Source organism: Streptomyces sp. MGP-BFMKR1, from assembly GCF_057766585.1.
Genome location: NZ_CM173408.1, coordinates 461,463 through 486,492 on the forward strand (window position 1 = coordinate 461,463; position 25,030 = coordinate 486,492).

Below are 25,030 nucleotides of genomic sequence, written 5' to 3' on the forward strand. Positions count from 1 at the left end.
GGGACGAGGGGGCAACACTCGTCCGCGTGGTTCGCGGAAAAGCCGGCCAGCGCGGTGACTGTGCGTACTCCCACAAGCGGCCATCGGCTACGGTGAGTTGCTGTCGTGTCGGCACAGTGAAAGGCCCCCCATGTCCCAGCACCTGGCCTGTGAAGCCCCGGAGCGGGCGATCGCCATCGTCGGCGCATCGTGTCGCCTGCCAGGCGGCATCCACGACCTCGACGCGTTGTGGGCTGCCCTGAGCGAGGGCCGTGACCTGGTGGGCGAGGTGCCGCCGGACCGGTTCGACGCGCGTCGGTTCGTCACCCACGACATGGCCCGCACCAACCGGAGTTACACCGCGGCCGGCGGTTTCCTGGACGACATCGCGGGGTTCGACGCCGGGTACTTCGGGATGTCCCCCAAGGAAGCCGCGCAGATGGACCCGCAGCACCGGCTGCTGCTGGAACTGGCCACGGAAGCCCTGGACGACGCGGCCATCGCCCCCGACCGACTCGCCGGCACGGACACGGCCGTCTACGTGGGCATCTGCGACACCTCCTACGGCACCCAGGTGATGGTGTCGGCACAGCAGATCAACCCGTACACGATGGTGGGCGCGGCCTCGTCCATGGCCGCCAACCGCCTGTCCCACGCGTTCGACCTGCGCGGCCCGAGCATGACGGTGGACACCGCCTGCTCGTCCTCACTCGTGGCCCTGGACCGTGCCTGTCACACCCTGTGGGAGGGCACCAGCCGGGCGGCCCTGTGCGGTGGTGCCAACCTGGTGCTCAGCCCTTTCCACTATGTGGGGTTCTCCCAGGCGGGCATGTTGTCCAAGCGCGGGCACTGCGCGGCGTTCTCCGCGCGGGCCGACGGCTTCGTGCGCGCGGAGGGCGGCGGCCTGGTGGTCCTCAAGCGTCTGACGGACGCCCTGGCCGACGGGGACCGGGTGCTCGGGGTCATCCTCGGCAGTGGCAGCAACAGCGACGGACGCACCACGGGGATCGCGTTGCCCAGCGCTCGGGCGCAGGAGGAACTGCTGCGCCGGGTCTACGCGGAGGCCGGCATCGACCCGGACGAGTTGGTCTACTTCGAGGCACACGGGACCGGGACCCCCGCCGGGGACCCGCTGGAAGCCCAGGCGATCGGCCGGGCCTTGGGCGTGCGCCGCATCACCGGCGCGCTGCCCGTGGGCTCGGTCAAGACCAACGTCGGTCACCTCGAACCCGCTTCGGGGATGGCCGGGCTCTGCAAGGCGCTGCTGGTGCTGCGGCACGGTGTCGCCCCCGCCTCACTGCACGCCGAACCCCCCAACCCGGACATCGACTTCACCGGGCTCGGACTGAGGTTGACGAGCGAGCGGCAGCATCTGACCGATGCCGCACGGCCCGTCGTGGGCGTGAACTCCTTCGGCTTCGGCGGCTCCAACGCCCACGTCGCCCTCACCGCCCCGCCACCGTCCCCGGTCCGCCCGGCCGCGCCCGTGCCGCCACCGGAGGGGCTGCCCCTGCTGGCCAGTGCCCGCACGCCGGACGCGCTGTCGGCCGCGGCCTCGGCCATGGCCGAGCGCCTCGCACACGCGAGTGACGAGGAGTTCTACGACCTGGCCTACACCTCCTGCCTCCGACGCGGCCAACACGAGCACCGGGCGGCCGTCGTCGCCCCCTCGCCCAGGGAGGCCGCCCGCGGTTTCGCGGCCCTGGCCGCCCAGGCGCACACCGGCTCGACGGACGCCGCCCGAGAGGCCCCCCTCCCGGACTCGGTGTCCGCGGCCGTCGGCGAGGCCGCCCGTGGCGGGCAGGTCGCCTTCGTCTTCTCCGGCAACGGCTCGCAGTGGGCCGGCATGGGCACCGAGTTGCTCGACGACCCGGTCTTCCGCGCGGCCGTGGCGGAGGCGGACACCGCACTCGCCCCCCACCTGGGCTGGTCGGTCACCAAGGAACTCGAACTGCCCGCCGACGACTGGCGCCTTGAGGCCACCGACATCGCACAACCGCTGCTGTTCGCCGTGCAACTGGGTGTCGTGGCCATGCTCCGCCACCGCGGGATCACACCGGCCATGGTGCTGGGCCACAGCGTGGGCGAAGTGGCCGCCGCCCACACCGCCGGCGCACTGACCCTCACCCAGGCTGCCCAGGTGATCGCCGAGCGCAGCCGGGTCCAGGCGGCGACCGCGGGCCTGGGGCGTATGGCGGCCGTCGGCCTCACGCCCGATGAGGCGTCCGCGGAGATCGCCCCCTGGGGCCAGGCGCTGGAGATCGCCGCCGTCAACAGCCCCAAGGACGTCACCGTCGCCGGCCAGGCCGACGCCCTGGCCGCGTTGGGCGAACGGCTCACCGGTCGCGGCGTCTTCTTCCGCGACCTGGCCCTGGACTACGCCTTCCACAGCCGCGCCATGGACCCGCAGTCCGAACCGCTCCGCGCGGCGCTGGACGGCCTGACGCCGGGTGAGGGCGAGATCGCGCTGTACTCCACCGTGACCGGCGACCGTCTGCCGGGCAGTGCCCTCGACGCCGGTTACTGGTGGCACAACGTGCGCCGGCCGGTGCTCTTCGCCTCGGCCGTCGAACAGGCCGCCCAGGACGGCGCGGGCGTCTTCGTCGAGATCGGCCCGCACCCCGTGCTGCGCACCTACCTGCGGCGCGTCACCAGCGCCCGCCCCGGGGCGAAGGCGGCTGCGGTACCCACCCTGCGCAGGGACACCGACGGCCGTCGCGCGCTGGCGGCCGTGCCCGCCGCGCTGCTCGCCGCGGGAGCCGACACCGCCTGGGACCGCTACTTCCCCCACCCCGGGCAGGTCGCGACGCTGCCCGCATATCCCTGGCAGCGCGAGCGCCACTGGGCCGGCGACGAGCACGTGTGGGAGCGCTACGGCGCGCTGGTGCACCCGTTGCTCGGCGGACGTGTCACCGCACCGCACCCCGTGTGGGCCGGCAGCATCGAACCGGGTCTGGTGCCCTGGCTCAACGACCACCGCGTCGCAGGTTCGGTCCTCATGCCGGCCACCGGCTACGCCGAGATGGCCCTGGCCGCCGGGCGCGAGATGCTCGGTGGCCCCGCCGAGGTGAGTCACCTGGACATCCAGTCGGCCCTGGTCGTGCCCTGGGCCGAGGCCCCCGCCACCAGCGTCCAGACGGCCCTGAACCCCGACGACGGCGTCCTGGCCATCACCAGCACCACCGCCCAGACCCGGGAGCCACGCCTCCACGTCCGTGCCCAGGTGCGGACCCTGCTGCACCCCCGCCCCACCGACCTGGACCTCAAGGCGCTGGCCGGCCGTTGTCCGCGGCACCTCACCGGTGAGGCCCACTACGCCGTTTGTGCCTCCAGCGGTCTGGAGTACGGGCCGGCGTTCCAGGTGCTGACCGCGGTGCGCGTCGGCGACCGCGAGGTGCTGGCGCGCTTCCACCACGACGCCCCGGGCCGGCCGTACGCCGTTCACCCAGCCCTGCTCGACGGCGCCCTACAGGCCGGTGCCCCCCTGCTGGAAGACCTCACTGACGACGGAGCCGCGTTCCTCCCCGCGTTCATCGGTGCCATCCGCGTCTGGGAGGAGCCCCCGTCCACCGGGGCAGTGTGGGTACGTGAACGCAGCCGCGCCGCGCACGAGGTGTGCTGGGACATCATGCTCACCGATGACGACGGACGTCCCGTCGCGCAGCTCGACGGCTGTCGGCTCCGGCGGGTGGCCGGAACCCGCCGCACGCCGGTGACCATCCACGAGACGCGCTTGCGAGCGGCTCCGCGCGCCGACGATCCGGCCGTCCCCTCCCCGTTGCCCTCCCCCCGGCGCGTCGGGGAGGCGGCCACGGGACGCATCGCCGCGCTGCGCGAACAGCTGCCGGCCACCAGCGCGGACGCCGAGGCACTGGCGCAGGAGGTGTGGGCACACCAGTTGGCGACGGCCGTCGCCAGTCTGCTGCCCGACCCCGCGCTCCCCTTCTCAGCGGACGACCTGGTGGCCGCGGGGGCGCCGGAGAGGCGCCAGCGGCTGTTCGCACTTCTCTTCCCGCGGATGGAGGAGTTCGGTCTGCTCACCCCGGCCGGCCCGGACCGGTGGCGGCTCACCGCGCCGAGGCGCCCCACCGATGACCTGATGCGCGAACTCGCCTCCCTCGCCCCCGGCCACGGCGCCGGCCTCGGCCTCGTCGCCCGGCAGTGCGCCATGGCCGAGGCCCTGCTGCGGGGCGCGGCGGAGCCGTCGGAACCGCCGGTCGACGACCACTGCGCGCAAGCGGTGGAGCACTTCCACGACCTTCTGCCCCTCGCCCGGTTCCACCACCGCGTCGCGCAGGCCCTCGTGCGCGAGATGGTGGTCAGGTGGCCACGGGGGCGGGCCCTGCGCGTGCTGGAGGTGGGTGCCGGGACCGGCGCCACCACGGCGGCGCTGTTGCCCCTGCTGCCGCCCGATCGCACGCGCTACTGCGTCAGTGACGTGTCCACGTCCTACTTCCCTCGTGTGAAGAGCCGCTTCGCCTCCTTCGACTTCGTCGACTACCGCGCCTTCGACCTCGCGCGGGACCCCGTCGACCAGGGCCTCGCCCCCCACAGCTTCGACCTCGTCGTGGCCGGCCACGCCCTGCACGCGGCACCCGACCTCGCCGACGCCCTGAGAAACGTGGCCGGGCTCCTGGCGCCCGGCGGGCACCTCCTGGCCATCGAGGCGCACAACCCGCTCGCCCTCCTGCCCTACCTCGGGTTCCCGGACGGCTTCCCCGACCACACCGACGCCGGGCTGCGGCCCCACTCACCGCTGCTGCCGCGCGCCAAGTGGCCGAGCCTGCTGCGCGATTGCGGCTTCGCCGACGTACTGCACACCGGCCACGACACGGCCCCCGTGGCAGACGACCACTCGGTCCTGCTCGCCGCCGTCCCGTCCGACGCCGTCGCCGAGTCCCCCGTGCGCCCCGCGCCCTCCCTGGCCCAGGACGAGGCCACCTCCTTCGTCCTGGCCGCGGAGTCCGCCGACGAGTCGGGGATGGCGACGGATCTGGGCGCCCTTCTCACGGAGGGCGCCGGTACGGTCCGCACCGTGCCCATGACCAGCGACGAGGAGACGTGGGCGGACGTCCTGCGGCAGGCCCACCGGGAGCCGGGCACCACACGTACCGCGGTCGTCCTGCTCCTCGCCGACGCGACGGCGGACGTCGCGCCCGGCTCCCGCACGGCCCGCGCCTGTCAGCGGGCCGAGGCCCTGCGGGCACTGGCGGCGGCCATCGGGGCCATGGGAGCGAGCACGCCGCCCGAGCTGTGGCTCGTGACCCGGCCCTGCGGAACCGCCCCGTCCCTCGCCGTCACCCATGAGGCGGACGCGGCCCTGTGGGGCATGTCCCGCAGCCTGGTCAACGAGATCCCCGGGCTGACCAGCCGCCGCATCAGCCTGGAGCGCACCGCGGACACCACCGGCGCGGCCCCGCGGCTCGCACGGGAACTCCTGCGTCCCAGTGAGGAGGACGAGATCCTGCTGACCGCGACCGACCGTTTCGTTCCCCGCGAACTGCCCCGGCCGGCCGCCGTGGTGTGTGACACGCCCGTGCCCTTCACCCTCCGGGTGGACAACCCGGGCCTGTCCTACCGGCTGGCCTGGCAGGAGCGGGACCCGCTCGTGCCCGGACCCGGCGAGGTCCTGGTCGAGGTGCGCGCCACGTCCCTCAACTACCGCGACATCATGCAGAGCGTCGGCTGGCTGCCCCAGGAGGCCATCGAGGGCACCGACTCGGCGAAGGGGTGCGGGATGGAGTGCGCGGGCGTCGTCATCGCCTGCGGCGAAGCGGTCACCGACCTGGCACCGGGCGACCGCGTGGCGGGTCTCGCACCCGCCTCGCTGGCCTCGCACACCGTCACCGACTCCTGCGCGGTGTGGAAGCTGCCCGACCAGATGGGCTTCACCGACGCGGCCACCATGCCCGTCGCCTACGCCACGGTCCACTACAGCCTCGACCGCCTCGCCCGACTGCGCGCGGGCGAGACAGTCCTGGTACACGGTGCGGCCGGCGGCGTCGGCCTGGCGGCCATCCAGTACGCCCGCGCGCACGGGGCCCAGGTGATCGCCACGGCCGGCAGCGACCTGAAGCGCGACCTGCTGCGCTCCCTGGGCGTGCGACACGTACTGGACTCCCGCTCCCTCGACTTCGCCGTCCAGGTCAGGCAGCTCACCGAGGGGCGGGGCGTCGACGTCGTCGTCAACTCGCTCGCGGGCGAGGCCATGGCCCACAGCCTGGAACTCCTGCGGCCCGGAGGCCGTTTCGTCGAGCTCGGCAAGCGCGACATCTACGAGAACAAGCCGCTCTCCCTGCGGCCCTTCCGCAACAACATCGCCTTCTTCGGCGTGGACCTCACCAAGGTGCTGGACGACGAGCGGGAGTCCGCGGCCCTTGTCGCCGGCCTCGGTGAGGGGGTCCGGCTGGGTACGTACGAACCACTGCCGCACACCGTGTATCCCGCCGCGCGGGTCGACGAGGCGTTCAAGCTCATGCAGCACTCGCGCCACATCGGAAAGGTCGTCGTCTCCTTCGACCCCCTGGACGAGCCGCCGCTGGTGGAACGGCGTTGGGCCGCCCCCCAACTGGACGAGTCGGCCACCTACCTCGTCACCGGTGGCACCGGCGGCTTCGGCGCGGCCACCGCTCAGTGGCTCGCCGACCTGGGTGCCCGCCACATCGCCCTGGTCAGCCGGCGCGGCGACCAGGCCCCGGAGGCCAGCCGGGTGCGGGCCGCGCTCACCGCGCGAGGAGTGACGGCCACCGTGTACGCGGCGGACGTCACCGACCTGGAAGCCATGCGCGACGTCGTGGCCACCATCGACGCCTCACGCCATCCGGTGCGCGGCGTGGTGCACTGCGCCATGCACCTGGACGACGCCCTGCTCACCGAGTTGGCCGAAGACCGGATCGCCGCCGTCATGGCCCCCAAGATCACCGGAGCGGCCGTCCTCGACCTCCTCCTGCGCGACCGGGAGTGCGACCTGTTCCTGATGTACTCCTCGGAGTCGGCCACGCTGGGGAACGTCAAGCAGACACCGTACGCGGCCGGCAACCTCTACCTCGAGGCGCTCGTCCGCCGCCGCCGCCAGGAAGGCCGGCCCGGCCTGGCCATCGCCTGGGGAGCCATCGCTGACGTGGGATACGTGGCCCGCAACGGGCTGGGCCCGGCCATGGAACACATCGGGCTCGGCCTGCTGCCCGCATCCGAGGCGCTCGCCGCCGCCGGCACGCTGCTGGGCTCGGACGCCGAGGTGGCCGGTGTCATCCGCAGTGACTGGGGGCGGGGAATGCGGCTGATGCCCTCCCTCGGCAGTCCCCGGCTGTCGCCGCTGCTGCCCCAGAACACCGCGGGTGACGGCCTCGACCACGAGGAACTGCTGGGCACACTGGCCCGCATGTCGGGGGACGAGGCGCTCACCCACCTGACCGAACGGCTCACCGAGATCCTGGCAGGCGTCCTGCAGATGGACCCCGAGGGCATCGACCCGCACGGTCGGCTGGACTCCTACGGGCTCGATTCGCTGATGGCGACGGAACTCCTGGTCACCCTCAACCAACGCTTCAACGTCGACATCCCGCCCATGGAACTGTTGCGCGGCAGCACCGGATCCCTCACCGACATCGCCCAGACGCTGTACCTGCGGCTCGGCCTGCGCCCCACGGAGACAACCGAATCTGGCACCACCGAGCCTGACACCTCCGAACCCGACACCGCCATCCCGCACCAGACACACCGCACGGGCACCGAGCAAACCTCCGCTCCGACAAGCTGAGACAGGCGAAGGCCCACACCCTCGCACCACGCGAAACGACGCTCCTCCCCGGTCGCCGCGCGGAGCTTCCGGGGTCGGCCGGCCCAGGCCGAAGCAGAGTGTCGGACGATGTGTGCACCATCCCCCCTCGCCATGGTGGTCCACATGTGCGTGGGGGCGGCGGTGGCGAACTCGTCCAGGCCGTCGTGGCCGCGGACCACCAGCGCACGCGCGGCGCGTTCGGCGGGTATGGGGGCAGGGGCGGGGGGCCAACGTGGTCGGTTGAGCCGGAGACCTCGTCGTCGTCTTCGGACGCGGCCGGCTGTTCGGTGTGAACGTCAAGAGCCATCAGCGGGTACGGACAGCCGAGGGGGACGTACAAGAAGGGCGCGGCCGTCGTCGGCGATCGCGGGGTCGCGCCGCACGACAAGCCGGCGGGTGACAACCAGGTCGTGGGGCTGAGCGCGGCCGACGGCAAGGACATATGGAGCTCACCCCGCTCGGGGCTCAGACTCTCCACCGCCGGTCCGGACGCCGTGATGACGTAGGAACACCCGACGGATGACATCCGCGTCCAGCGCCCCTATCCGCTGGACGCCGCCACCGGCCGCACCCGCCAGGCTGGCACTACCGCAAGGTGCCGCCGGGCCACGACTGCACAACCGGAGGGCCAACCGACGGTACTTTCGTCGGGGAGTTCGTCTCCACATACCAGATACGCAACGTCTCCTCACGGGCCTGCCGCGCCGACTCCCACGGCGAGATCATCCACTGCGAGTCGAACTGGCACGGGCTGGCGCAGTCGACAGCAACCCATGAGGATCACGGACGACCCGCGGAATACCCGTGGGTCAACGGTGCGTAACGCTGCCCCTTCTCCGGGATGCGCTGCTCCCCGCGCACGTGGCGATGGACCCTCGGTCGCGGCCGGCGCGGGGAGGGCCGCGCGAATGTGACGGTTGGTCAGGTGTTGCTGGTGTCGGTCGGTGTCGCCTCGCTGAGCATGGCGAGGGTCAGCACGTTGCCGGAGATGCCCCAGCCGCCGTCGGCGACCTCTTCGACCAGAACCATGGTGTTGTTGCGGGCGCGCTCACCGTAGATCTCGACGTACAGCTCGGTGGTGCGGGTGACGATCTCCTCCTTCTGCTGCGGGGTGAGGGTCTTCTCGGGGACCTTGAAGTTCGCGAAAGGCATGGCTGTTGGTTCCTTTTCTCAGTGGGGCGTTACAGAGAAGTGGGGCGTTACAGAGAGCTGCCTGCGGTGGGCAGGCTGTTCCGTCTGATGCGGCGGAAGAAGTCGGCGCGGAGGGAGTTGGCGGCCTCGGTCGTATCGGCGTCCGGAGCGATGAATCCGGCTGGGGTCCCCGATCGCCTACCAGGGGCCGGCGACGCCGGTCGTGGGTTTCCGCACGGTCGATGTCGGTGAGGACGCCTGCCTTGTCGAGACAGGGCCTTTCCTTGATCGCTCGGTGGGAGGGGCCGCGATCGGTTCAGATGATTCCGCCGTTGGCGCGGATGACCTGTCCGTTGATCCAGTGGCCGGCCGGGGAGGCCAGGAACGCGACGACCTCGGCGATGTCGGCCGGGGTGCCGAGGCGCTCCAGCGGGGGCTGGGCGGTCAGGCGGGCGATGGTCTCCTCGTCCTTACCGTCCAGGAACAGGTGGGTGGCCGTGGGGCCGGGCGCGACGGTGTTGGCGGTGACGTCCCGGCCCCGCAACTCCCGGGCCAGGATCAACGTCAGTGCCTCGACCGCCCCCTTGCTGGCGGCGTACGCGCCGTAGCCCGGGAAGGCCAGCCCCACCACGGACGTGGAGAACGTCACGATCGCGCCACCGGGACGCACCCGTCGGGCGGCCTGCTGGACGACGACGAACGTGCCGCGGATGTTGGTGCGGTGCAGGTCGTCCAGGACGGCCAGGTCCAGCTCGGCTATCGGCGCCAGGCGCATCCGCCCGGCCGCGTGGACGACGACGTCGACCCCGCCGAACTCCGCTTCGGCCGCGTCGAACAGGGCCGCGACCGCGCGTTCGTCGGCGACGTCCGCGCGCACTGCGATCGCCCGGCCACCATCGGCGACAGCCTCCTTGGCGGCGGCTTCGGCCTCGTCCCGGTTGCCCGCATAGCCGACCACGACGGCGTACCCGTCGGCGACCAGCCGGCCGACGGTCCGGCGGCCGATGCCTCGCGAGCCGCCGACGACGATCGCGACACGGGGGGAGGCGGAGGGTTGGGCCGGGGCAGCGGTCCCATCGAGGGACGTGGGGAGGGGCATAGCTGACTCCTGTGGTGGATGGGGGCGGGCCGTGGCCTTGCCGTCGCCCTGCCGTGGCCTCCACGATCGGCCGGTCCCCGGCCTCTAGCCAGGGCTGTGCCTACCCAGGGGTTGCCATCCCCTGGCTGCACTCTGTCGTACGAGCGACCATGGAGGAGTGAACCTTCCAGAACTCGGTGCCTTCCTCAGGACCCGCCGCGACCGAATACGCCCCGGCGAGGTCGGTCTCCCCCAAGGCCCGCGCCGACGCGTCCCCGGGCTGCGCCGCGAGGAAGTCGCACAGCTGGCAGGGCTGTCAGTCGACTACTACACCGAGTTGGAACGCGGCAGCGCCAAGAATGGCGTGCAGCCCTCGGCCCAGACCCTGGCCGCCCTCGCCCGAGCCCTGCGCCTGAACGGCGACGAGCGCGACCACCTGTATCACCTGGCCGAACGGCCGATCCCGCCGTCCGCACACGGAGCATCAGCACACGTGCAGCCCGCGCTCCTCGGACTCCTGGACCGGCTCTCCAACACCCCCGCACGCGTCATCACCGACCTGCACGAAACCCTGGTGGAAAACGACCTGGCGCTGGCCCTGCTCGGCAGGTCCCCGGCACACCGCGGCCCGGCGGCGAGCTTCGTGTACCGCTGGTTCACCAACCCGCAGGCGCGTGAGATGTACCCGCCCGAGGACCACCCGCACCACTCCAAGATGTTCGTGGCCGACCTCCAGGCAGCAGCCGCACGGCGCGGCCGGGACGCGGAGGTCACGAAGATGATCGCCGTACTACGCCACCGCAGCCAGGAGTTCACGGCCCTCTGGGACACCCACGACGTCGCGGTGCGCCGCATGGACCACAAGCGGATCGTCCACCCCCTGCTCGGCGTCATCGAACTCGACTGCTACAACCTCTTCAGCGAGGACGGACGGCAACGACTGCTGTGGTTCACCGCCCCGCCCGGAAGCCGTGGAGCCGAACAGTTGGAACTTCTGTCCGTCATAGGGACCCAAGAGCTGAACGTCACGGAGGGCACGGCACCGGAGAGGCTGTCCGCGGCCGAATCCGGAACGCAGCACTGACCCGCGCCACACGAGGAAGACCGTCTTCCCCGCAAGGCACGGCGGCACCTACCCCGCTGGTGGACCTTGCTGGTCGGACAAGCCGACACGCCTGTCGAGCCGTCCAGCTTCTCGCACAGCATTCACCTGCCTCACTTCAGCAGGGACCGATGAGGACGACTCCCGCCGCGAGGCGTGGGCAGAGCTCCAGCTCGGCCTCTACCAAGCGCTGCTGCGACTGCGAGGTCACAGGGCCCGCGACGTGGTCGAACGCTGCTGCAACCGCCTCAAGCAGTTGCGCGCGATCGCCACCCGCTTCGACGAACTCGCCGCACGCTACACAGCAGGAGTCAACCTCGCCTCGCTCGCCCGCTGGGGGCGGCGCCATCGCCACAGGGACGGTGGCGGGCGCCGTACCATACAGTATGGTACGGATAGAGACCGCGTGGACGAGCCTCGGGGTCCGCCGTTCGACGGGTGGAGTGGTGCGCTCATGGCGGGGAAGCGCGACTGGCTGGAGGCGGGGCTCGCGGCGCTGGCCGCCGACGGGGCGGGGGCCGTGACGATCGACCGGTTGTGTGGCGATCTGGGGCTGACGAAGGGCTCGTTCTACCACCACTTCAAGGGCATCACCGGGTTCAGGACCGAGCTGCTCGCCCACTTCGAGGCCGAGTCCACGACCCGCTTCATCGAGGCGGTGGAGGGTGTCTCCGGCCCGGCCGGGGCCAAGTTCGCCCGGCTCCTCGACCTGGCGCTCGCCGACGAGGGCGACCGTCCGGGGCTCGAAGTCGCCGTCCGCGCCTGGGCGCTGGGGGACGCCGAGGCCCGCGCGGCACAGCGGCGCATCGACGAGCGGCGTATCGCCTACCTGCACGAGTTGCTGACCGAGAGCGCGGCCCCGGACGCCGCGACCGACGCGTGCCCCACGCCGCCCCCGCCCTCGGGTGCTCCGAGCCGTGCCACCGCCTCCGGCGCGGCGGCCGTCCCGTCCGAGGCGGGTGACGCCCGCACCGGCGAGGACGACGGGGCGCGCGACTGGTTGCCCCTGGCCCGGCTGCTCTATCTGGTGCTGGTCGGCGGAGGCCACCTCGTACCGCCGCTTCCCGCCGGCGAGCTCCGCGACATCTACCGGCTCGCCTCCCGGCTCGCGCCCGGCGGGCCCTGGGAGGAAGCGTGACCATCGACAAGCACAGCCACCACTTCTCCGACCGGCCCGCCACCGGCTCCACGGCGGACGGCTCCGGTCCGGTCGACCCGCGACCGCGGGGTGACGAACCCGCCGTCCCCCAGCCGGTTGGCGACGGGTCCACTGACTCCCGGCCGGGCGGCCACGCCCCCGCCACTTCCGAACCGGCGGGCGCCGGGCCCGTCGAGGCCGACCGCGACGACGGCGGTGGTTCCCAGACTGCCGCCTCCCCGTCTGGCAACTCCGTTGACCGTGTTAGCCCCGGCGCTTCCGAGGGGCATGGTCGCGGGTCCGACGCTCGCGAGGCCCGCGATCGTGGCCCCGATGGCCCCGGCAGCCCCGGCGGCGCGCGGCCGATCGGCGCGGTGGGCCGCTGGGTGCCGAGGCTGCTGATCGCGACGGCGGTACTGCACTTCGGTTGGGCCTTCGCCCAACCGAACGCCTGGATGGACATCGTGCGGGACGGATTCGTCGGCACCGTCGTGGACACGGAAGCGGACGGGTACTGGCCGCGTGAGGCGTCCGTGTGGTTCATGGCGGCGGGCGTCACGCTGCTCGCGCTGGGCACCCTGACGCGGCACGTCGTGCGCATCACCGGGCGGGTTCCGGCGCAGCTCGGCTGGTATCTGCTCCTCGTCGGTGTCCCGACGGCCACCATCTCCTTCCCCGTCACCGGGAGTTGGGCCCTGATCGGCATCGGCGCCCTCGCGCTGGCGGACAGGCGGCCCGCGCGCGGAAGCCGCGACCGCCGCTGACGCCGGCGCACCTCGCCCCGCCCCACGCCGGGCGGCGTCCGCCACACCAGCACGCCGCCCCCTCCCCCGTATCCAGATCTGGGCCAGGGCACGGGTGATGTACTGGACAGCGACCGCGCCGGGCGCCCGCCTTCCCGCCGACCAGCGGATCGGCGCTGCGCCCCCTGTTGAGTGAGACCTGGCAGATCACCGGGCGCGCTGGTAGGTGTGGGGGCCTCTACCTGTCCACACCGGATGGTCCTGGGCTCTTCATCGCCCGCGACGCGGACCAAGACGTCGGCGGGTCCGTGCGCCGGCCACTGAACGTCTGACGGCGTGACGCCGATGGGGTGAGCGCGGCGCCCGCCTCGCCGCCACTGGCCCGTTGCCGACGCGATCGCCGGCGCCCTGGAGCGGCTTTGCGCCCTCCCGGACCTCGACTGATTAGCCCGTTCCCCTCCCTGCGAGCAGACCGAGCCCATCGGACCGTGGTATGCGGCGCCCACCCGACGCGGCAGCCGGGCGCTCTCCTTGCCCAGAAATCACCATCAATATGCACCGCAAAGGGGTCAGCAAGCTGACCGGATTTCGTGAACGATCGAGGGCTACAGTGCCGAAGCTATCTGGAGTCCAACGATTCGTTTGTTCCCGATCTGTGGGAGAAATGAGGAGCTCTTGTTCCGTCGATTAGTTGCCGCAGTGGTGGCGGTGGCCGGGCTGGCAGCGACACTTGTCGTTCCGGCCACCGCCCATGCCACCAATTTCCCCGCGGCCAGCACGCCCCTGATGTCCTGGAACATGCAGGGGGGCAGTAACAACGCTTCGGACGGCGGCAAGTGGAACAACGGGGTCCGGCTGCTGGCGATGCAGGCGCCGATCGTGATGCTCCAGGAGGCTGGCCCGCACCCGCCGTCGAACAGCACCGCGCAGCCCAGCCAAACCTTCACCACGGTCGATAGCCAGGGCGCGGCGCATCAGCACACCGTGCTGCACCACACCTGGACCGTCGGCGCCGGTTCCCGCAACCCCGTTCCGACCCGTGAGGTCTACTTCCTGCCGACCACCGACGATGCGACCAACCCGCGCCTGATCGGCGGCCGGGTCAACATCGCCCTCGTCCTGCGCGAGGCGCCCGACGAGCTGATCGTCGTCGGTAACCCGGTCGACGCCGGCCGGAACGCGCTCGGTGCGCGGTTCGGAGACGAGTGGTACTTCACCGTGCACGGCCTGTCCGGCGGTGGCGGTGACTCCGCAGCGCTGCTGGAAGCCATTCACAACCAGATCGATGAGCTCGAGGACCGACGTGACGTCCTCTATCACGTGACGGTCGGCGGCGACTTCAACGTCGATCCGCGCGCCCTCGCCACACGGGGCATCCCGCTGGGCATGCGGATCCGCAACTCGGGTGGGGCGACCCACCAAGGTGGTGGTGAGCTGGACTACTTCGTCACCACCCACATCGACCATGAGCGGCCGGTCACGGTCCAGACCGGGCGCGGTTCCGACCACTGGCCGGTCCTGTATGGCCAGCTCAACGTGGACGGCCCCACCCCCACGGCCCACCCCCTCGGCCTGATGGCGACCGGCGATGGAATCACGGCCGGCCGGCACAGCACCAACGGCAGTGGCTTCCGGGACCACCTGAATGGCGAAGCAGTGGCTATGACCGCGTTCGCGGTGATCGGTGGCGCGCTTACCACGCTCTTCAAGCGCACGGATCTCGTCGGTGAGCTGAAAAGCGGCGAGGGCGGCGACCCCGACCACATGGGGTTTGACGGCAAGGGCATCGACGACATCAAGGCCGAGACGATCCCCGCGCTCCGTAGGCTGCGGCCGAACGTGATGACCCTGATCGCGGGCACGGTCGACCTGGCCGGCGGTGCCGACGGTGCGGCGACGGCCCGGAAGATGCAGGGCTTCTTGGAGGCGATCCACCGGGTCGCACCGACGACCACGGTCCTGCTCGGGACCCTGCCGCCGTCGACGAACCCGACGTACCAGGCCCGGATCGACGACTACAACAGCGCGCTTCGCACGATCGCCTACGCCAAGGTGAAAAGCGGCGCACGGCTGGTGCTGGTAGAGCTGGGCGAGGTGACCCCGCAGGACATCACCCACGAGATCTACCCGACCGACACCGGCCACCAGAAGATCGCGCACGCCTTCGCCCAGGGCCTGAAGATCGCGGTCCTGCAGCGCATGCTCAGCAGCCGCTCGTACGACTGGGAGCCGCTCGGCAAGATCCGGGACGCCGCGCCGGCCGGCTCGAAGATCGCCTTCCCCGACCTGAACGGTGATGGCAAGGCTGACTACGCGGTGGTCGGCACGGACGGCAAGGTCACCGGCTGGCGCAACGACGACCCGCGTAAGCCCGCGGTCTCGTTGGGCGACATCAGCCCGGCCGACCGCGGGGACAACCCGGACAAGGTCTACTTCGCCGACATGGACGGTGACGGTAAGGACGACTACCTCCGCATCCTGCCGAAGGCTGACTCGCCGACGGGCGTCCCCCAGATGCGGATGTCGCGGAACACCAGCAGTGGCGGCAAGGTGAGCTGGGACAGCGCGACGATCATCGCGAACAACCTCGGCTACGAGCCGGAAATGTACTTCTCCGACCTCGACGGTGACAAACGCGACGACCTGATCACGCTGAACCGGATGAGCTTCCCGAGCGCCTGGCTCAACAAAGGCAAGGGCATGCCGACACCGGGCGGTTGGGAGGACGTCGAGGGCTTCGGTAGTCCGGGCGAGTCACCCGCCGCGCAGGTCGCCTTCGCCGACATCACCGGTGACGGCAAGGCCGACACGGTCCGGGTCGAGTACATGACCGGTGAGGTCCGGGCCTGGGAGAACACCGGCGCCCCGTGGACCGTCACCTCCGGCTGGAAGTCGCTGGGCACGATCCGCGCCGACGACCCGTTCCCGGGCACCGTCGGAGCCTTCGCCGACCTGGACGGCGACGGGATCAAGGACTTCGTCCTGCCCCGCTCCGGTACGACGGCGAAGACCACCGCCAAGGCGGGAGCGGCCAGTGGTGACGGTGACGTCGAGGGCTGGCTGGTGCCGAGTTACGGCGATGGCGACCGCACCGACGGCGGTGCCGGCGACCTCAGTGTCAACGGTGGTGTCGGTGACCCGATGGAGTCGCACCCCGGTGGCGACGACGGCGGCCCGCGGCCGGACGCGTCCGGCGACTGCCGGCCGGAGGGCCTGGCGGCCACGCCGGGCGTGGCGACGCCCTACTGCAAGGTCTACCAGAGCGACGGCCGGGAATGGCTCGGTCAGGGCCGGGACCGCCGGGTCGTGGGCTACTTCAACAGTGGCCGTACGGGTGCCGACGGCACGCCGCACTACCTGGTGAAGAACATCCCGTGGTCGAAGGTGACCCACCTCAACTACGCGTTCGCGTCGGTGGAGGACAACAAGATCAAGGTCGACGCGAACGCCACCCAGAAGGAGTGGCCCGGCGAGGCCGGCGCCGAGATGGACCCGTCGCTGCCCTACAAGGGGCACTTCAACCTGCTGACGAAGTACAAGCGCCTGCACCCGCGGGTCAAGACGCTGATCTCGGTCGGTGGCTGGGCCGGTTCCGGTGGCTTCTACACGATGACCACCAACGCCGACGGCTCGGTCAACCAGGGCGGGATCGACACGTTCGCGAACTCGGTCGTGGAGTTCCTGCGGACCTACGGGTTCGACGGTGCCGACATCGACTTCGAGTACCCCACGGTCCTGGAGGACACCGGCAACCCGACCGACTGGGCGGTGGCGAACCCGCGTCGCAAGGGTCTGCCCACGGCGTACGCCGCGTTGATGAAGACGCTGCGGGACTCGCTGAACCGGGCTTCGGTCGCGGACAACAAGTACTACCTGCTCACCTCGGCGTCGTCGGCCTCCGGCTACCTGGCCCGCGGGATGGCGAACCAGACCTCGCTGGACTACCAGGACTTCACCAACCTGATGGCCTACGACTACCACGGCACCTGGAACGACGTCGTGGGTCCGAACGCGGCACTGTTCGACGACGGCAAGGACCCGGAACTGGCCGATCAGTACGCCACTCCGGAGTACGGGAAGATCGGCTACTTCAACACCGACTGGGCGATGAAGTACATGCGCGGCGCGATGCAGGCCGGGCGTGTCAACATCGGTGTGCCCTACTACACGCGCGGCTGGAAGAACGTCACCGGCGGTACGAACGGTCTGTGGGGCACGTCGCGGAAGCCGAACGGTTGCGAGCCGGGTACGGGTGTCAAGCGGCCGTGTGGTGACGGTGCCTTCGGCATCGACAACATCTGGCACGACGAGACCAACAACGGCAGCGAACTCGGCTCCGGGACCAACCCGCTGTGGCACACCAAGAACCTGGAGAAGAACATCACGCCGCTCTACGCACCCAGCGTCGGGCTGAAGCCGGAGACCGACAGCACCGACCGACGCACGGGCCAGTACACCCGGCACTGGGACGACACCACGAAGACGTCGTGGCTGTGGAACGCCGAGAAGAAGGTGTTCCTGTCCACCGAGGACGAGCAGGGCATCGACGCGATCGCCGAGTTGGTCAAGTCGACCGGGGCGGGCGGCGTGATGATGTGGGAGCTCGGCGGCGACTACGACTGCCCGGCGGAGATCCAGCCGGACACCCCCTGCGGGATGGGGTACACGCTGACCACCCGGCTGAACGAGAAGCTCGGCAACACCGGCGCCTACGACAACAACCTGCGCACCGGCAGCGTCGGTGTCGCGCCGAAGGTGACCGCCAACCTGAGTGTCGAGATGGTCAACTACCCGACCGCCACGGCGAACCTGTGGCCGTTGCAGCCGACCGTCCGGATCACCAACAACACCGGGCGCACGCTGGGCGGTGGCAAGGACACGAAGCTGGCGTTCGACATTCCGGCCTCGACGTCACCGCTGGTCAAGGACGCCAACTGGCAGACCGACGCCCAAGGTGGCCAGTGGAAGCTGGCACCCGGTACGACGTTCCACCGGGTCAGTACGACGCTGGACTACTGCCAGATCATCCCGGCCGGCAAGTCACTCGACCTGCCGATCATCTACTTCCTCCCGATCACCGGTCCGGTGAACACGAGCCTGTCGGTCGGAGGCACGGCGTACGCGCCGGTGACCGACCACCTCAAGGGACTCGGTGCGGCGACCCCGCCGGCCGGTGGCTGCCCTGCCGCGAACTGGGACGCGACCAAGATCTACTCCCCGGCCAGCCAGCCGATCGAGCAGACCACGGTCAAGTACAACGGCAAGGTCTGGAAGGCCAAGTGGGAGACGAAGGGCAGCGCCCCGGGCACCGGGGCCGACGCCGACCACGAGCCCTGGAAGCTGATCGGCAGCGCCAGCTAACCGTTCCCCACCACCCAACCCGACACTCCGCCTCTTGATCAAACACCCGGAGAGTGCTTCCGACCTGCGCCGATTGGGCCAGTCCAGGGTCCGGTTGGCTGCACGGAAAGAAGCACTCTCCAGGTGCGCGAGCGTGCCGGGTCCTCCCCGCGTGCTCGTGTCGCGGGAGGTGGCAGTTGGGTGGCCTCGCGGGCGGGGTGGGGCATGGGTCGAGGCGGTCGGCAGGGGGCGCTGTCGGGCCCCGCCTCGAACGGTCAACCCAGCCACTCGGCGAGAAGCACATAGTCGTCATCGGTGAGGCCAACGCGGGCATCAACCCGATGGGCCAAAGCGCGTCCCGCATGATGGGAGGCGATCCAGGCGCGATCCGTCTCCGTGACCTCGTCATCGACCCATACGAACGGCCGCCCCGCCGCCCAGTCGACAAGGGCGCGGGTCTTCCAGTGCAACCCGTCGCGTTCGTCCTGATCATCGATGTCGGACGGCTCTGGCCAGACCACCACGGCAAGCTGCTGAAGACCGAGCAGCGGAGCAATGCACTCGTTTGCTTCACCCATCCACGTGGTGGCCCAGACCACCTCACAGGGAAGCGCGGCCAGCTTGGCCCCGTGCTGCGGATCGATCCTGGTCAGTAGTGGGTTCGCACCGTCCCCCCGCCGAGCGGGACCGAGCTCATAGGTCGGGTACTGCTGCGGCTCCGCCCCGAACGGAATCAGCGGTCCGTCGACGTCGAGGAACAGCAACGGAAGCCGCACAGAGCCAGTCACAGCAGCAGAGGATAGCGAGGCGCCCACTGTTGGCCGCTCCACGAGAGGGCTGTTGAGCAGGCCCGCTGCTTGTCGGCACCGGCGAAGCGATTGACCGCTCTGTGCGGACGGTGCTGCTACGTCGCACGTTCTGTGGTCGTGAAGTGCCGGAGCCTCGGGTTCTTCGTTCCGAATCAGACCGGCCAGCATGGCGAGGGAGAGGCTCTCGGCCTCGGCGATCAGCGCGTTCAGCCCCGCCTGTCGCCGGCAACGACCCCGTCGAGCAGGCGGCCAGAACCTGGCCGCCGTCCGCTTCGGCAAGGCCGCCTGATCTCAGTTGCGCGCCGCATCGGCCAGTGCCGGCTCTGCGGCAGGACCCTCGACGTCGCGGGGTGTCTGGGTGCGGTAGGAGTGGCCGAGTTCCGGGCCGAGCCCGAAGTAGTGGCGGAAACTGTAGATGAGCGGGCTCCAGGCGGCGGGGTCGATGTGGTCGGTGCCCGGAACGACGATGCGGGAGTCGGCGTGCACCGTGCACACGACGGCCTCGACAATGACGAAGTCCCCGGAGGCATCCGGCTGCACCCGCTTGGCGCTGGCCTCCAGTTGGATCGGGCATCCGGCGACGCGAGGCGGCCGAACCAGATGGGACGGCTCGCTGGTCATGCCGGCCGCGGCGAACTTGTCCGGCTCGAAGCGGCAGCCCCTGGGCTTGGTCGTGGGCACCGGGTTCCGGCCGGTCAGCGGCGCCAGTCGCTCCACCGCCGGCCACTGGGCGGGGGCCGGCAGGTTGATGACCAGGTCGGGGCGACTGCCGAGGTTGTACGCGGTCTGCCCCTCACGGCCCAGCCCGATCACCACCGTCCGCCCGAGGGCCCAGGCGGAGGATATCGGGGCGAGGTTGAAGGAGCCGTTCTCATTCTCTGTCGACAGGAGTACCACTGGCGTCCCGAAGTACAGGATGCTCGGCTCGATCTCCAGGTGGGTGGCGGCTGTCGGCGCGGGCAGGGTGCTGGGGGGTGCGGTGTTCATGGCGAGCAGCCTAGGATTCGGTTGTTTCGGCCGGGGCCGAAGTGTTCCAGGTGACGATGGACCACATGGACGGGGCCGGAGGGCCGGGTGTGGTGCCAGGCGGCCCAGTCGGATCCACGGCGTGATCCGCCAACGCTGGGAGGGGCCGCGAGTGCGGTCAGTGACGTTGACGCTGTTCTCCCGCGTCCGCCCCAGGCACGTGTGACTCACGTTGTTCACGATCTCCGCGTCAGCCGGCGCGTCGTCTTCTCTGCTGGACCCGTGTGCCGCCCGGTCAGCGCTGGCACGGGGCTTCCGCCCCCGGCGAGGGGTGCGTTGACCCTCTCGGCGAAGCCGAGGTGGTGTCCGCTGAGGCACACCCGCGCACCGTGGGTGCCGTGCGTGCCGTACGCAAGGTGGGCGCCGTGCGTGCCCGTCGATCGGTGCGTCGTGAGTTGTGGATTCGAGGGGGTATCGAGGGGCTGCCGCCGCTCGTGCCGCACCCGGCCGACGCGCTCCGGCGACCGGGAGCCGGCGCGTACGCCCGCACCACCCACCTCGGGCGAGATCGCGTCGGCCCGCGACGCTCCGGCGTACGCCCGCCGCGCGGGCCCGGGTCCGGGTTCGGATATCGGAGCGCTCAGGCGTGTGAAGTGGTGGGGCAGTCGGTGCGAGCGGGGCCGGGAGCCGCGCCGCCGGGGGCGCGGGCCGGGCGGGTGCAGGGAGAACGCGTCCGCGTGGGCCGGAGAGCCGGCCGGCAGTTTTGGCCCGCAACCGAGCAAATCGTAGGGGACCCTGCCAGCCGACAACGTTATCCTTTCGCTTTTCTCCTGGGCGGCATCGAAAATGCGACAGCCCCTCTCGGGAGGGGGCGCATGGCAATACCGCAGCGCACTACCCGGCGCAAGACGGCGAATGCGGCCAGCTCATCTCCTGTTGACGTGCGACTTTCGAGCGAGATCACTCTTGACCGAATAATCTTCTTCCCTTCAAGAGCACTGGTCAGCGGGGTGCACGTCGACCACCGCACATCCTTTCGAGAACCGTCGACGGTCAAATACTTACGAGTAACGACTAGCGGGAAACCATCCGCATCGCCCGCAACAGAGGTTCCGATCCCTACTGCCGGGTAAGGAAATGGGGCACGAAATCAACCCCCACGTCACCAGGCAGTGTTGCGATCTCGCGGCGAGGCGTGAAGACTGTCGGCCGGGCTTGGGTGGCGTGAAAGCGTCGGAACGCTCATCGTTGGCACCATCAGACACACCCGCGTTCCAACCCAGGCGTTTTCGTCGGTCTTTTTCGGGCACTCTTTGCCAGTGCGTTGTGCGCTCAGCGTCCGACGGATTGAGCACGTGCCGATTGATCGACGGGAGAGGACACCGCAGACACGTTTCGCAGAAGGGGGCTTCTGGCGGGGTGTGTGCGGGGAGGAGGCGAGCCGCGGTGGCGTGACCACCGCGTGCCCGCGGTAAGGGCAGGCCGAAGGAGGGGGCTTCGACGGCTTGCGCGGTCCATGATCAGGGGTTCGGAGGGGATGGTCCCAATGGCATGCGCCACGGGGCGGCAAGGGGTTCGACTCAGGGAAGAGGAAGGGGGCGTGGCATGGCAGACCGCGCCCCCACCCGAGGGGTGAGCGGCAGGCGGGTCCGTATGCCGCGACCGCCGGCGAACGGGTGCCGGCGGCGCCGGCCGCGCTGACCGCGCACCCGCGACACCGGCGCCGGGGCAGTGCGGCGGCTTCGTCGAGCGTCACGGCGTGGCACCGGTGGAGAATCGCCGACACCGGCGTACTCCAGTGCCGCCGGCGTACTCCAGCGCCGCGTGCCACGCGGGCGCGCGGTGCGATAAGGGTTCGGTGTCTCCCGTTCCAGCCGCCTATTCGACGCGTCTTTTTGCCGGGCGAAGATTTCCGCCTGCCCGTATTCGCTTTTCCGTCGCGCCGCTCTTTCGCGTACCACGCGACGGATATGCGGGAACACCGCCGCGTTCGTGGGCGTGACCGCACCTGATCGGAACGGCCGGCCCTGCCGTTCCATTCCGATGTCCGCTCCCGAGGAATTAAGCAGAAGTCGGGCAGATATGTGAACGGCCTGTGATAAAAGTCTGTGGTGGAGCATGGCGTTCACATCTTTCGAGGTCCATCGGCGTCGACGACTGCCGCATGCGTCCAACCGGCGAGGCATCAGCCTCTCCGGAAGTCCACACTGAAGGGGGACCGGTGACCGGCAGCAGGACGAGTGAGGCGCCGTTCGTGTACGAGGAACTGGTCGGCCGGTGGGAGGGGCTGCGGGAGGGCGCGCCGGTGCGCTATGACGAGCAGCGGAAAACGTGGTTGGTGACCGATCACGAGAACGTCGCCCAGGTGCTCTCCGACCCGAAGGCTTTCTCCTCCGACTTCTCCGGGCTGACCCCCACCCAGGAGGACTTCGAGGTTTTCCGGCAGGGCAACTTCGTGGGCATGGACCCGCCCCGTCACCGCACCCTGCGTGCCCTCGTCAGCCAGGGCTTCACGCCCCGCGTGGTGACCGACCTCGAACCGAGAATTCACGCGATCACCGAGGAACTGCTCGACGCCGTCGACGGCCAGGACCAGTTCGACGCCGTGGACGCCCTGGCCTATCCGCTGCCCATCATCGTCATCGCCGAGTTACTGGGCATACCCGTCAGCGACCGGCCGCTGTTCCAGGAGTGGGCGACCACGCTGTTCGGCGGGGACGACCTCGGCGACATGCTGGACATGGCTGACATCGAGCGGGCGCTGAAGGCCATCGCGCCCACCGTGCGCGAGATGAACGGCTACTTCCTGGACCACATTCGCCACCACCGCAAGAACCCCGGCGACGACCTGACCAGCAAGCTGATCGGGGCCGAGGCGGAGGGCACGCGGCTGAGCGACCAGGAGATCGTCGGCTTCGTGGCCCTGCTGCTGGTCGCCGGGCACATCACCACCACCGCCCTGCTGGGCAACGCCCTGCTCTGCTTCGACCGGCACCCCGACACGGTCGCGCCGCTGCGGGCCGACCCCGACCTGCTGCCCAGGACCGCCGAGGAGGTGCTGCGCTTCCTGCCGCCGTTCCCCGAGTTGGGCCGCCGCACCACCCGTGAGGTCGAGCTGAGCGGCGCGGTCATCCCGGCCGACGCCCTCGTGACGGCCCACCTGGGCGCCGCCAACCGCGACCGGGCCCGGTTCGCCGACGCCGGGACCTTCGACCCGGCCCGCGACCCCAACCCCCACCTGACCTTCGGCCACGGCATCCACTTCTGTTTCGGTGCCCCGCTGGCCAGGCTGGAGGCCCGGATCGCCCTGCGGCTGCTGTTCGACCGGTTCTCCGACCTCGCCGTAGCCGACCGCGATGCCGTCGTGACGCAGAACTCGGCCGTCATCGTCGGCGCCCGCCACCTGCCGCTGCGCGTGCGGCGGGCCCCGCGTCGTACCGCCGGATAGGCGGGTCCGCGGTCCTCGGCCGGGCCCGCCCGAGGAAGGCCGGCCACCCGGCGGTGGCCGGGCCGGGAGTGGCGTGCGCGCCGCGCCCCACCGGGGCCGCTGCCGCGCCAGGCGGACGCGCCGCTCCCCTGAGTATCGAGTACCAGGAGTTTCGTCCCATGTCCCACGTCCCCACCATCCCGAGCGCCAGCCGGCGACCGCGCCCGGCATCCGGCCCCCTGACGGAGTTACTGACCCACCTCGCGCACGCCCATCGGGTGCCCGGGGCCCAACTCGCCGTCCACGTCGACTCGGTGACGCACGCCGCGCACGCCGGGCACGCTAACGCCGCGACAGGCGAGCCGTTCACCGCCGAGACGGCGGTCCCGATCGGCAGCGTCACCAAGACCTACACGGCCACGGCCCTGATGATCCTGGTCGCCGACGGGGACATCGACCTGGACGACCCGGTGGCGGACCACGTGGCGGAAGTGCGGCACGCGCCGCGGTTCACCGTGCGCCAACTGCTTGGCCACACGGCCGGGTTGCCGACCGGCCCCGACTCGGACGAGGCGGCGGCGCTGAGTACGACGCGCTACCTGTCCGCGCACTGCGCCGCCGCGGACGCGGTGGGCGCGCCCGGCTCCGGCTTCTCCTACTCCAACGCCGGGTACGTCGCCGCGGGACGGGTCGTCGAGGCGGTGACCGGGATGCCGTGGGAACAGGCCGTGCGGACGTTGGTCCTCGAACCCCTGGGGACGGTCCCCGCGTTCGTGGGCGACCGGTCACCGCGCCGGCCGGTCGCGGGCGGGCACTCCGTCCACCCGTCGACCGGCCGGGCGCTTCCCGTACGGCAGACGCTGGCGCCGGTGGAGGCTCCGGCGGGTGCCCTGCTGGCGAGCGCGCTGGACCTGCTCGCCCTGGGCCGCGCGGTGGCCGGGCACGGGCCCGCCTCGGTGCTGGCGCCCGAGGTCGCCGCGGAGATGCGCCGCCCCGTGGCGGGTGCCGACCCCGGCGTCCTGGCCGACGGCTGGGGCTCGGGGCTCGCGCTCTTCCGGGAGGGCACCACGCTGTGGTGCGGCCACGACGGGAACGCGCAGGGCACCTCCTGTCACGTGAGGGCCGAGCCGGAACTGGGCGCGGTGGTGGCCTTCACCTGCAACGGCGGGAACGGCACCGAGTTGTGGCACGCGTTGGCCGACGGACTGGCCGACATCACCGGGCTGCGGGTCCCCACCGCCGCCAGGGTCCCCGAGCGGGGCCGCGCCGTACCTCTCCCCCAGTGCGCCGGGACGTACCGCAACGGCGCCCTGGAGTACCGCGTCACGGCGGACGCCGAGGGCGCGCTCGCGCTGTCCGTGGGCGGCGACACCCCGGCGCCGCTGGTCTGCTACCCGGACCTGACCTGTGACCTGGTCGAGCCGGATTCCGGCCGGCACCTGCCCGGCGGTCGCTTCCTGCGCGATCCCCACAGCGGCGCCGTCGACCGGGTGCAGATCTCCGGTCGCACCGCGCGCCGAACCACCGACGTCTGACG

At 71.0% G+C, this 25,030-nt stretch carries 11 protein-coding genes and 1 pseudogene; 8 read left to right on the forward strand and 4 right to left on the reverse strand.

All coding sequences use genetic code 11. From position 1 onward, the window contains the following. Positions 1-130: 130 nt before the first annotated feature. Positions 131-7,738: an SDR family NAD(P)-dependent oxidoreductase gene (locus tag AC3CHW_RS01685; protein WP_488469288.1), complete on the forward strand. Its 7,608-nt coding sequence runs from the start codon at positions 131-133 to the stop codon at positions 7,736-7,738. A 942-nt stretch (positions 7,739-8,680) separates the two neighbouring features. Here AC3CHW_RS01685 and AC3CHW_RS01690 read toward each other — a convergent pair. Both AC3CHW_RS01690 and AC3CHW_RS01695 read right to left on the reverse strand, forming a co-directional pair. Next, entirely contained in the window at positions 8,681-8,911 is a 231-nt protein-coding gene (locus tag AC3CHW_RS01690; RefSeq protein ID WP_187064144.1) for a tautomerase family protein, read from the reverse strand. Between the two features lie 295 nt (positions 8,912-9,206). Next, positions 9,207-9,989, reverse strand: coding sequence for an SDR family oxidoreductase (locus AC3CHW_RS01695; RefSeq protein ID WP_488469289.1), 783 nt, complete (start codon positions 9,987-9,989; stop codon positions 9,207-9,209). Between the two features lie 157 nt (positions 9,990-10,146). On the opposite strand from AC3CHW_RS01695, the gene AC3CHW_RS01700 reads away from it, so the two are divergent. The 5 genes and pseudogenes from AC3CHW_RS01700 to AC3CHW_RS01720 all read left to right on the forward strand — a co-directional run bounded on the left by AC3CHW_RS01700 (position 10,147) and on the right by AC3CHW_RS01720 (position 18,312). After that, a complete protein-coding gene (locus AC3CHW_RS01700) occupies positions 10,147-11,052 on the forward strand; it encodes an MmyB family transcriptional regulator (protein WP_488469290.1) in 906 nt (301 codons plus the stop codon). A 226-nt stretch (positions 11,053-11,278) separates the two neighbouring features. Further along, a pseudogene (locus AC3CHW_RS01705) lies at positions 11,279-11,413 on the forward strand (IS5/IS1182 family transposase); the annotation flags it as partial. 111 nt (positions 11,414-11,524) lie between these two features. Next, positions 11,525-12,208, forward strand: coding sequence for a TetR/AcrR family transcriptional regulator (locus AC3CHW_RS01710; RefSeq protein WP_488469291.1), 684 nt, complete (start codon positions 11,525-11,527; stop codon positions 12,206-12,208). After that, the gene (locus AC3CHW_RS01715) at positions 12,205-12,972 is read left to right on the forward strand and encodes a DUF6463 family protein (RefSeq protein ID WP_488469292.1); all 768 of its coding nucleotides are present in this window, start codon (positions 12,205-12,207) and stop codon (positions 12,970-12,972) included. Before AC3CHW_RS01710 ends, AC3CHW_RS01715 begins: the two co-directional genes overlap by 4 nt. A 765-nt stretch (positions 12,973-13,737) precedes the next feature. After that, a complete protein-coding gene (locus tag AC3CHW_RS01720) occupies positions 13,738-18,312 on the forward strand; it encodes a glycosyl hydrolase family 18 protein (RefSeq protein ID WP_488469293.1) in 4,575 nt (1,524 codons plus the stop codon). 254 nt (positions 18,313-18,566) lie between these two features. On the opposite strand, the gene AC3CHW_RS01725 is transcribed toward AC3CHW_RS01720, so the two are convergent. Both AC3CHW_RS01725 and AC3CHW_RS01730 read right to left on the reverse strand, forming a co-directional pair. Next, positions 18,567-19,079, reverse strand: a complete 513-nt coding sequence (locus AC3CHW_RS01725) for an HAD domain-containing protein (RefSeq protein ID WP_488469294.1) — start codon at positions 19,077-19,079, stop codon at positions 18,567-18,569. 312 nt (positions 19,080-19,391) lie between these two features. Continuing rightward, a complete protein-coding gene (locus AC3CHW_RS01730) occupies positions 19,392-20,087 on the reverse strand; it encodes a flavin reductase family protein (RefSeq protein WP_488469295.1) in 696 nt (231 codons plus the stop codon). A 2,200-nt stretch (positions 20,088-22,287) separates the two neighbouring features. Between AC3CHW_RS01730 and AC3CHW_RS01735 the strand changes: the two genes are divergently transcribed. Then, a complete protein-coding gene (locus tag AC3CHW_RS01735; RefSeq protein ID WP_488469296.1) occupies positions 22,288-23,514 on the forward strand; it encodes a cytochrome P450 in 1,227 nt (408 codons plus the stop codon). Between the two features lie 158 nt (positions 23,515-23,672). Then, positions 23,673-25,028: a serine hydrolase domain-containing protein gene (locus AC3CHW_RS01740; protein ID WP_488469297.1), complete on the forward strand. Its 1,356-nt coding sequence runs from the start codon at positions 23,673-23,675 to the stop codon at positions 25,026-25,028. The last annotated feature ends 2 nt before the right edge of the window (positions 25,029-25,030 follow it).

Coding starts and splice junctions, on each gene's coding strand:
- AC3CHW_RS01740 (WP_488469297.1), top strand. CDS start 23,673: ATGTCCCACGTCCCCACCATCCCGAGCGCCAGCCGGCGACCGCGCCCG.
- AC3CHW_RS01730 (WP_488469295.1), bottom strand. CDS start 20,087: ATGAACACCGCACCCCCCAGCACCCTGCCCGCGCCGACAGCCGCCACC.
- AC3CHW_RS01685 (WP_488469288.1), top strand. CDS start 131: ATGTCCCAGCACCTGGCCTGTGAAGCCCCGGAGCGGGCGATCGCCATC.
- AC3CHW_RS01695 (WP_488469289.1), bottom strand. CDS start 9,989: ATGCCCCTCCCCACGTCCCTCGATGGGACCGCTGCCCCGGCCCAACCC.
- AC3CHW_RS01710 (WP_488469291.1), top strand. CDS start 11,525: ATGGCGGGGAAGCGCGACTGGCTGGAGGCGGGGCTCGCGGCGCTGGCC.
- AC3CHW_RS01690 (WP_187064144.1), bottom strand. CDS start 8,911: ATGCCTTTCGCGAACTTCAAGGTCCCCGAGAAGACCCTCACCCCGCAG.
- AC3CHW_RS01720 (WP_488469293.1), top strand. CDS start 13,738: ATGTCCTGGAACATGCAGGGGGGCAGTAACAACGCTTCGGACGGCGGC.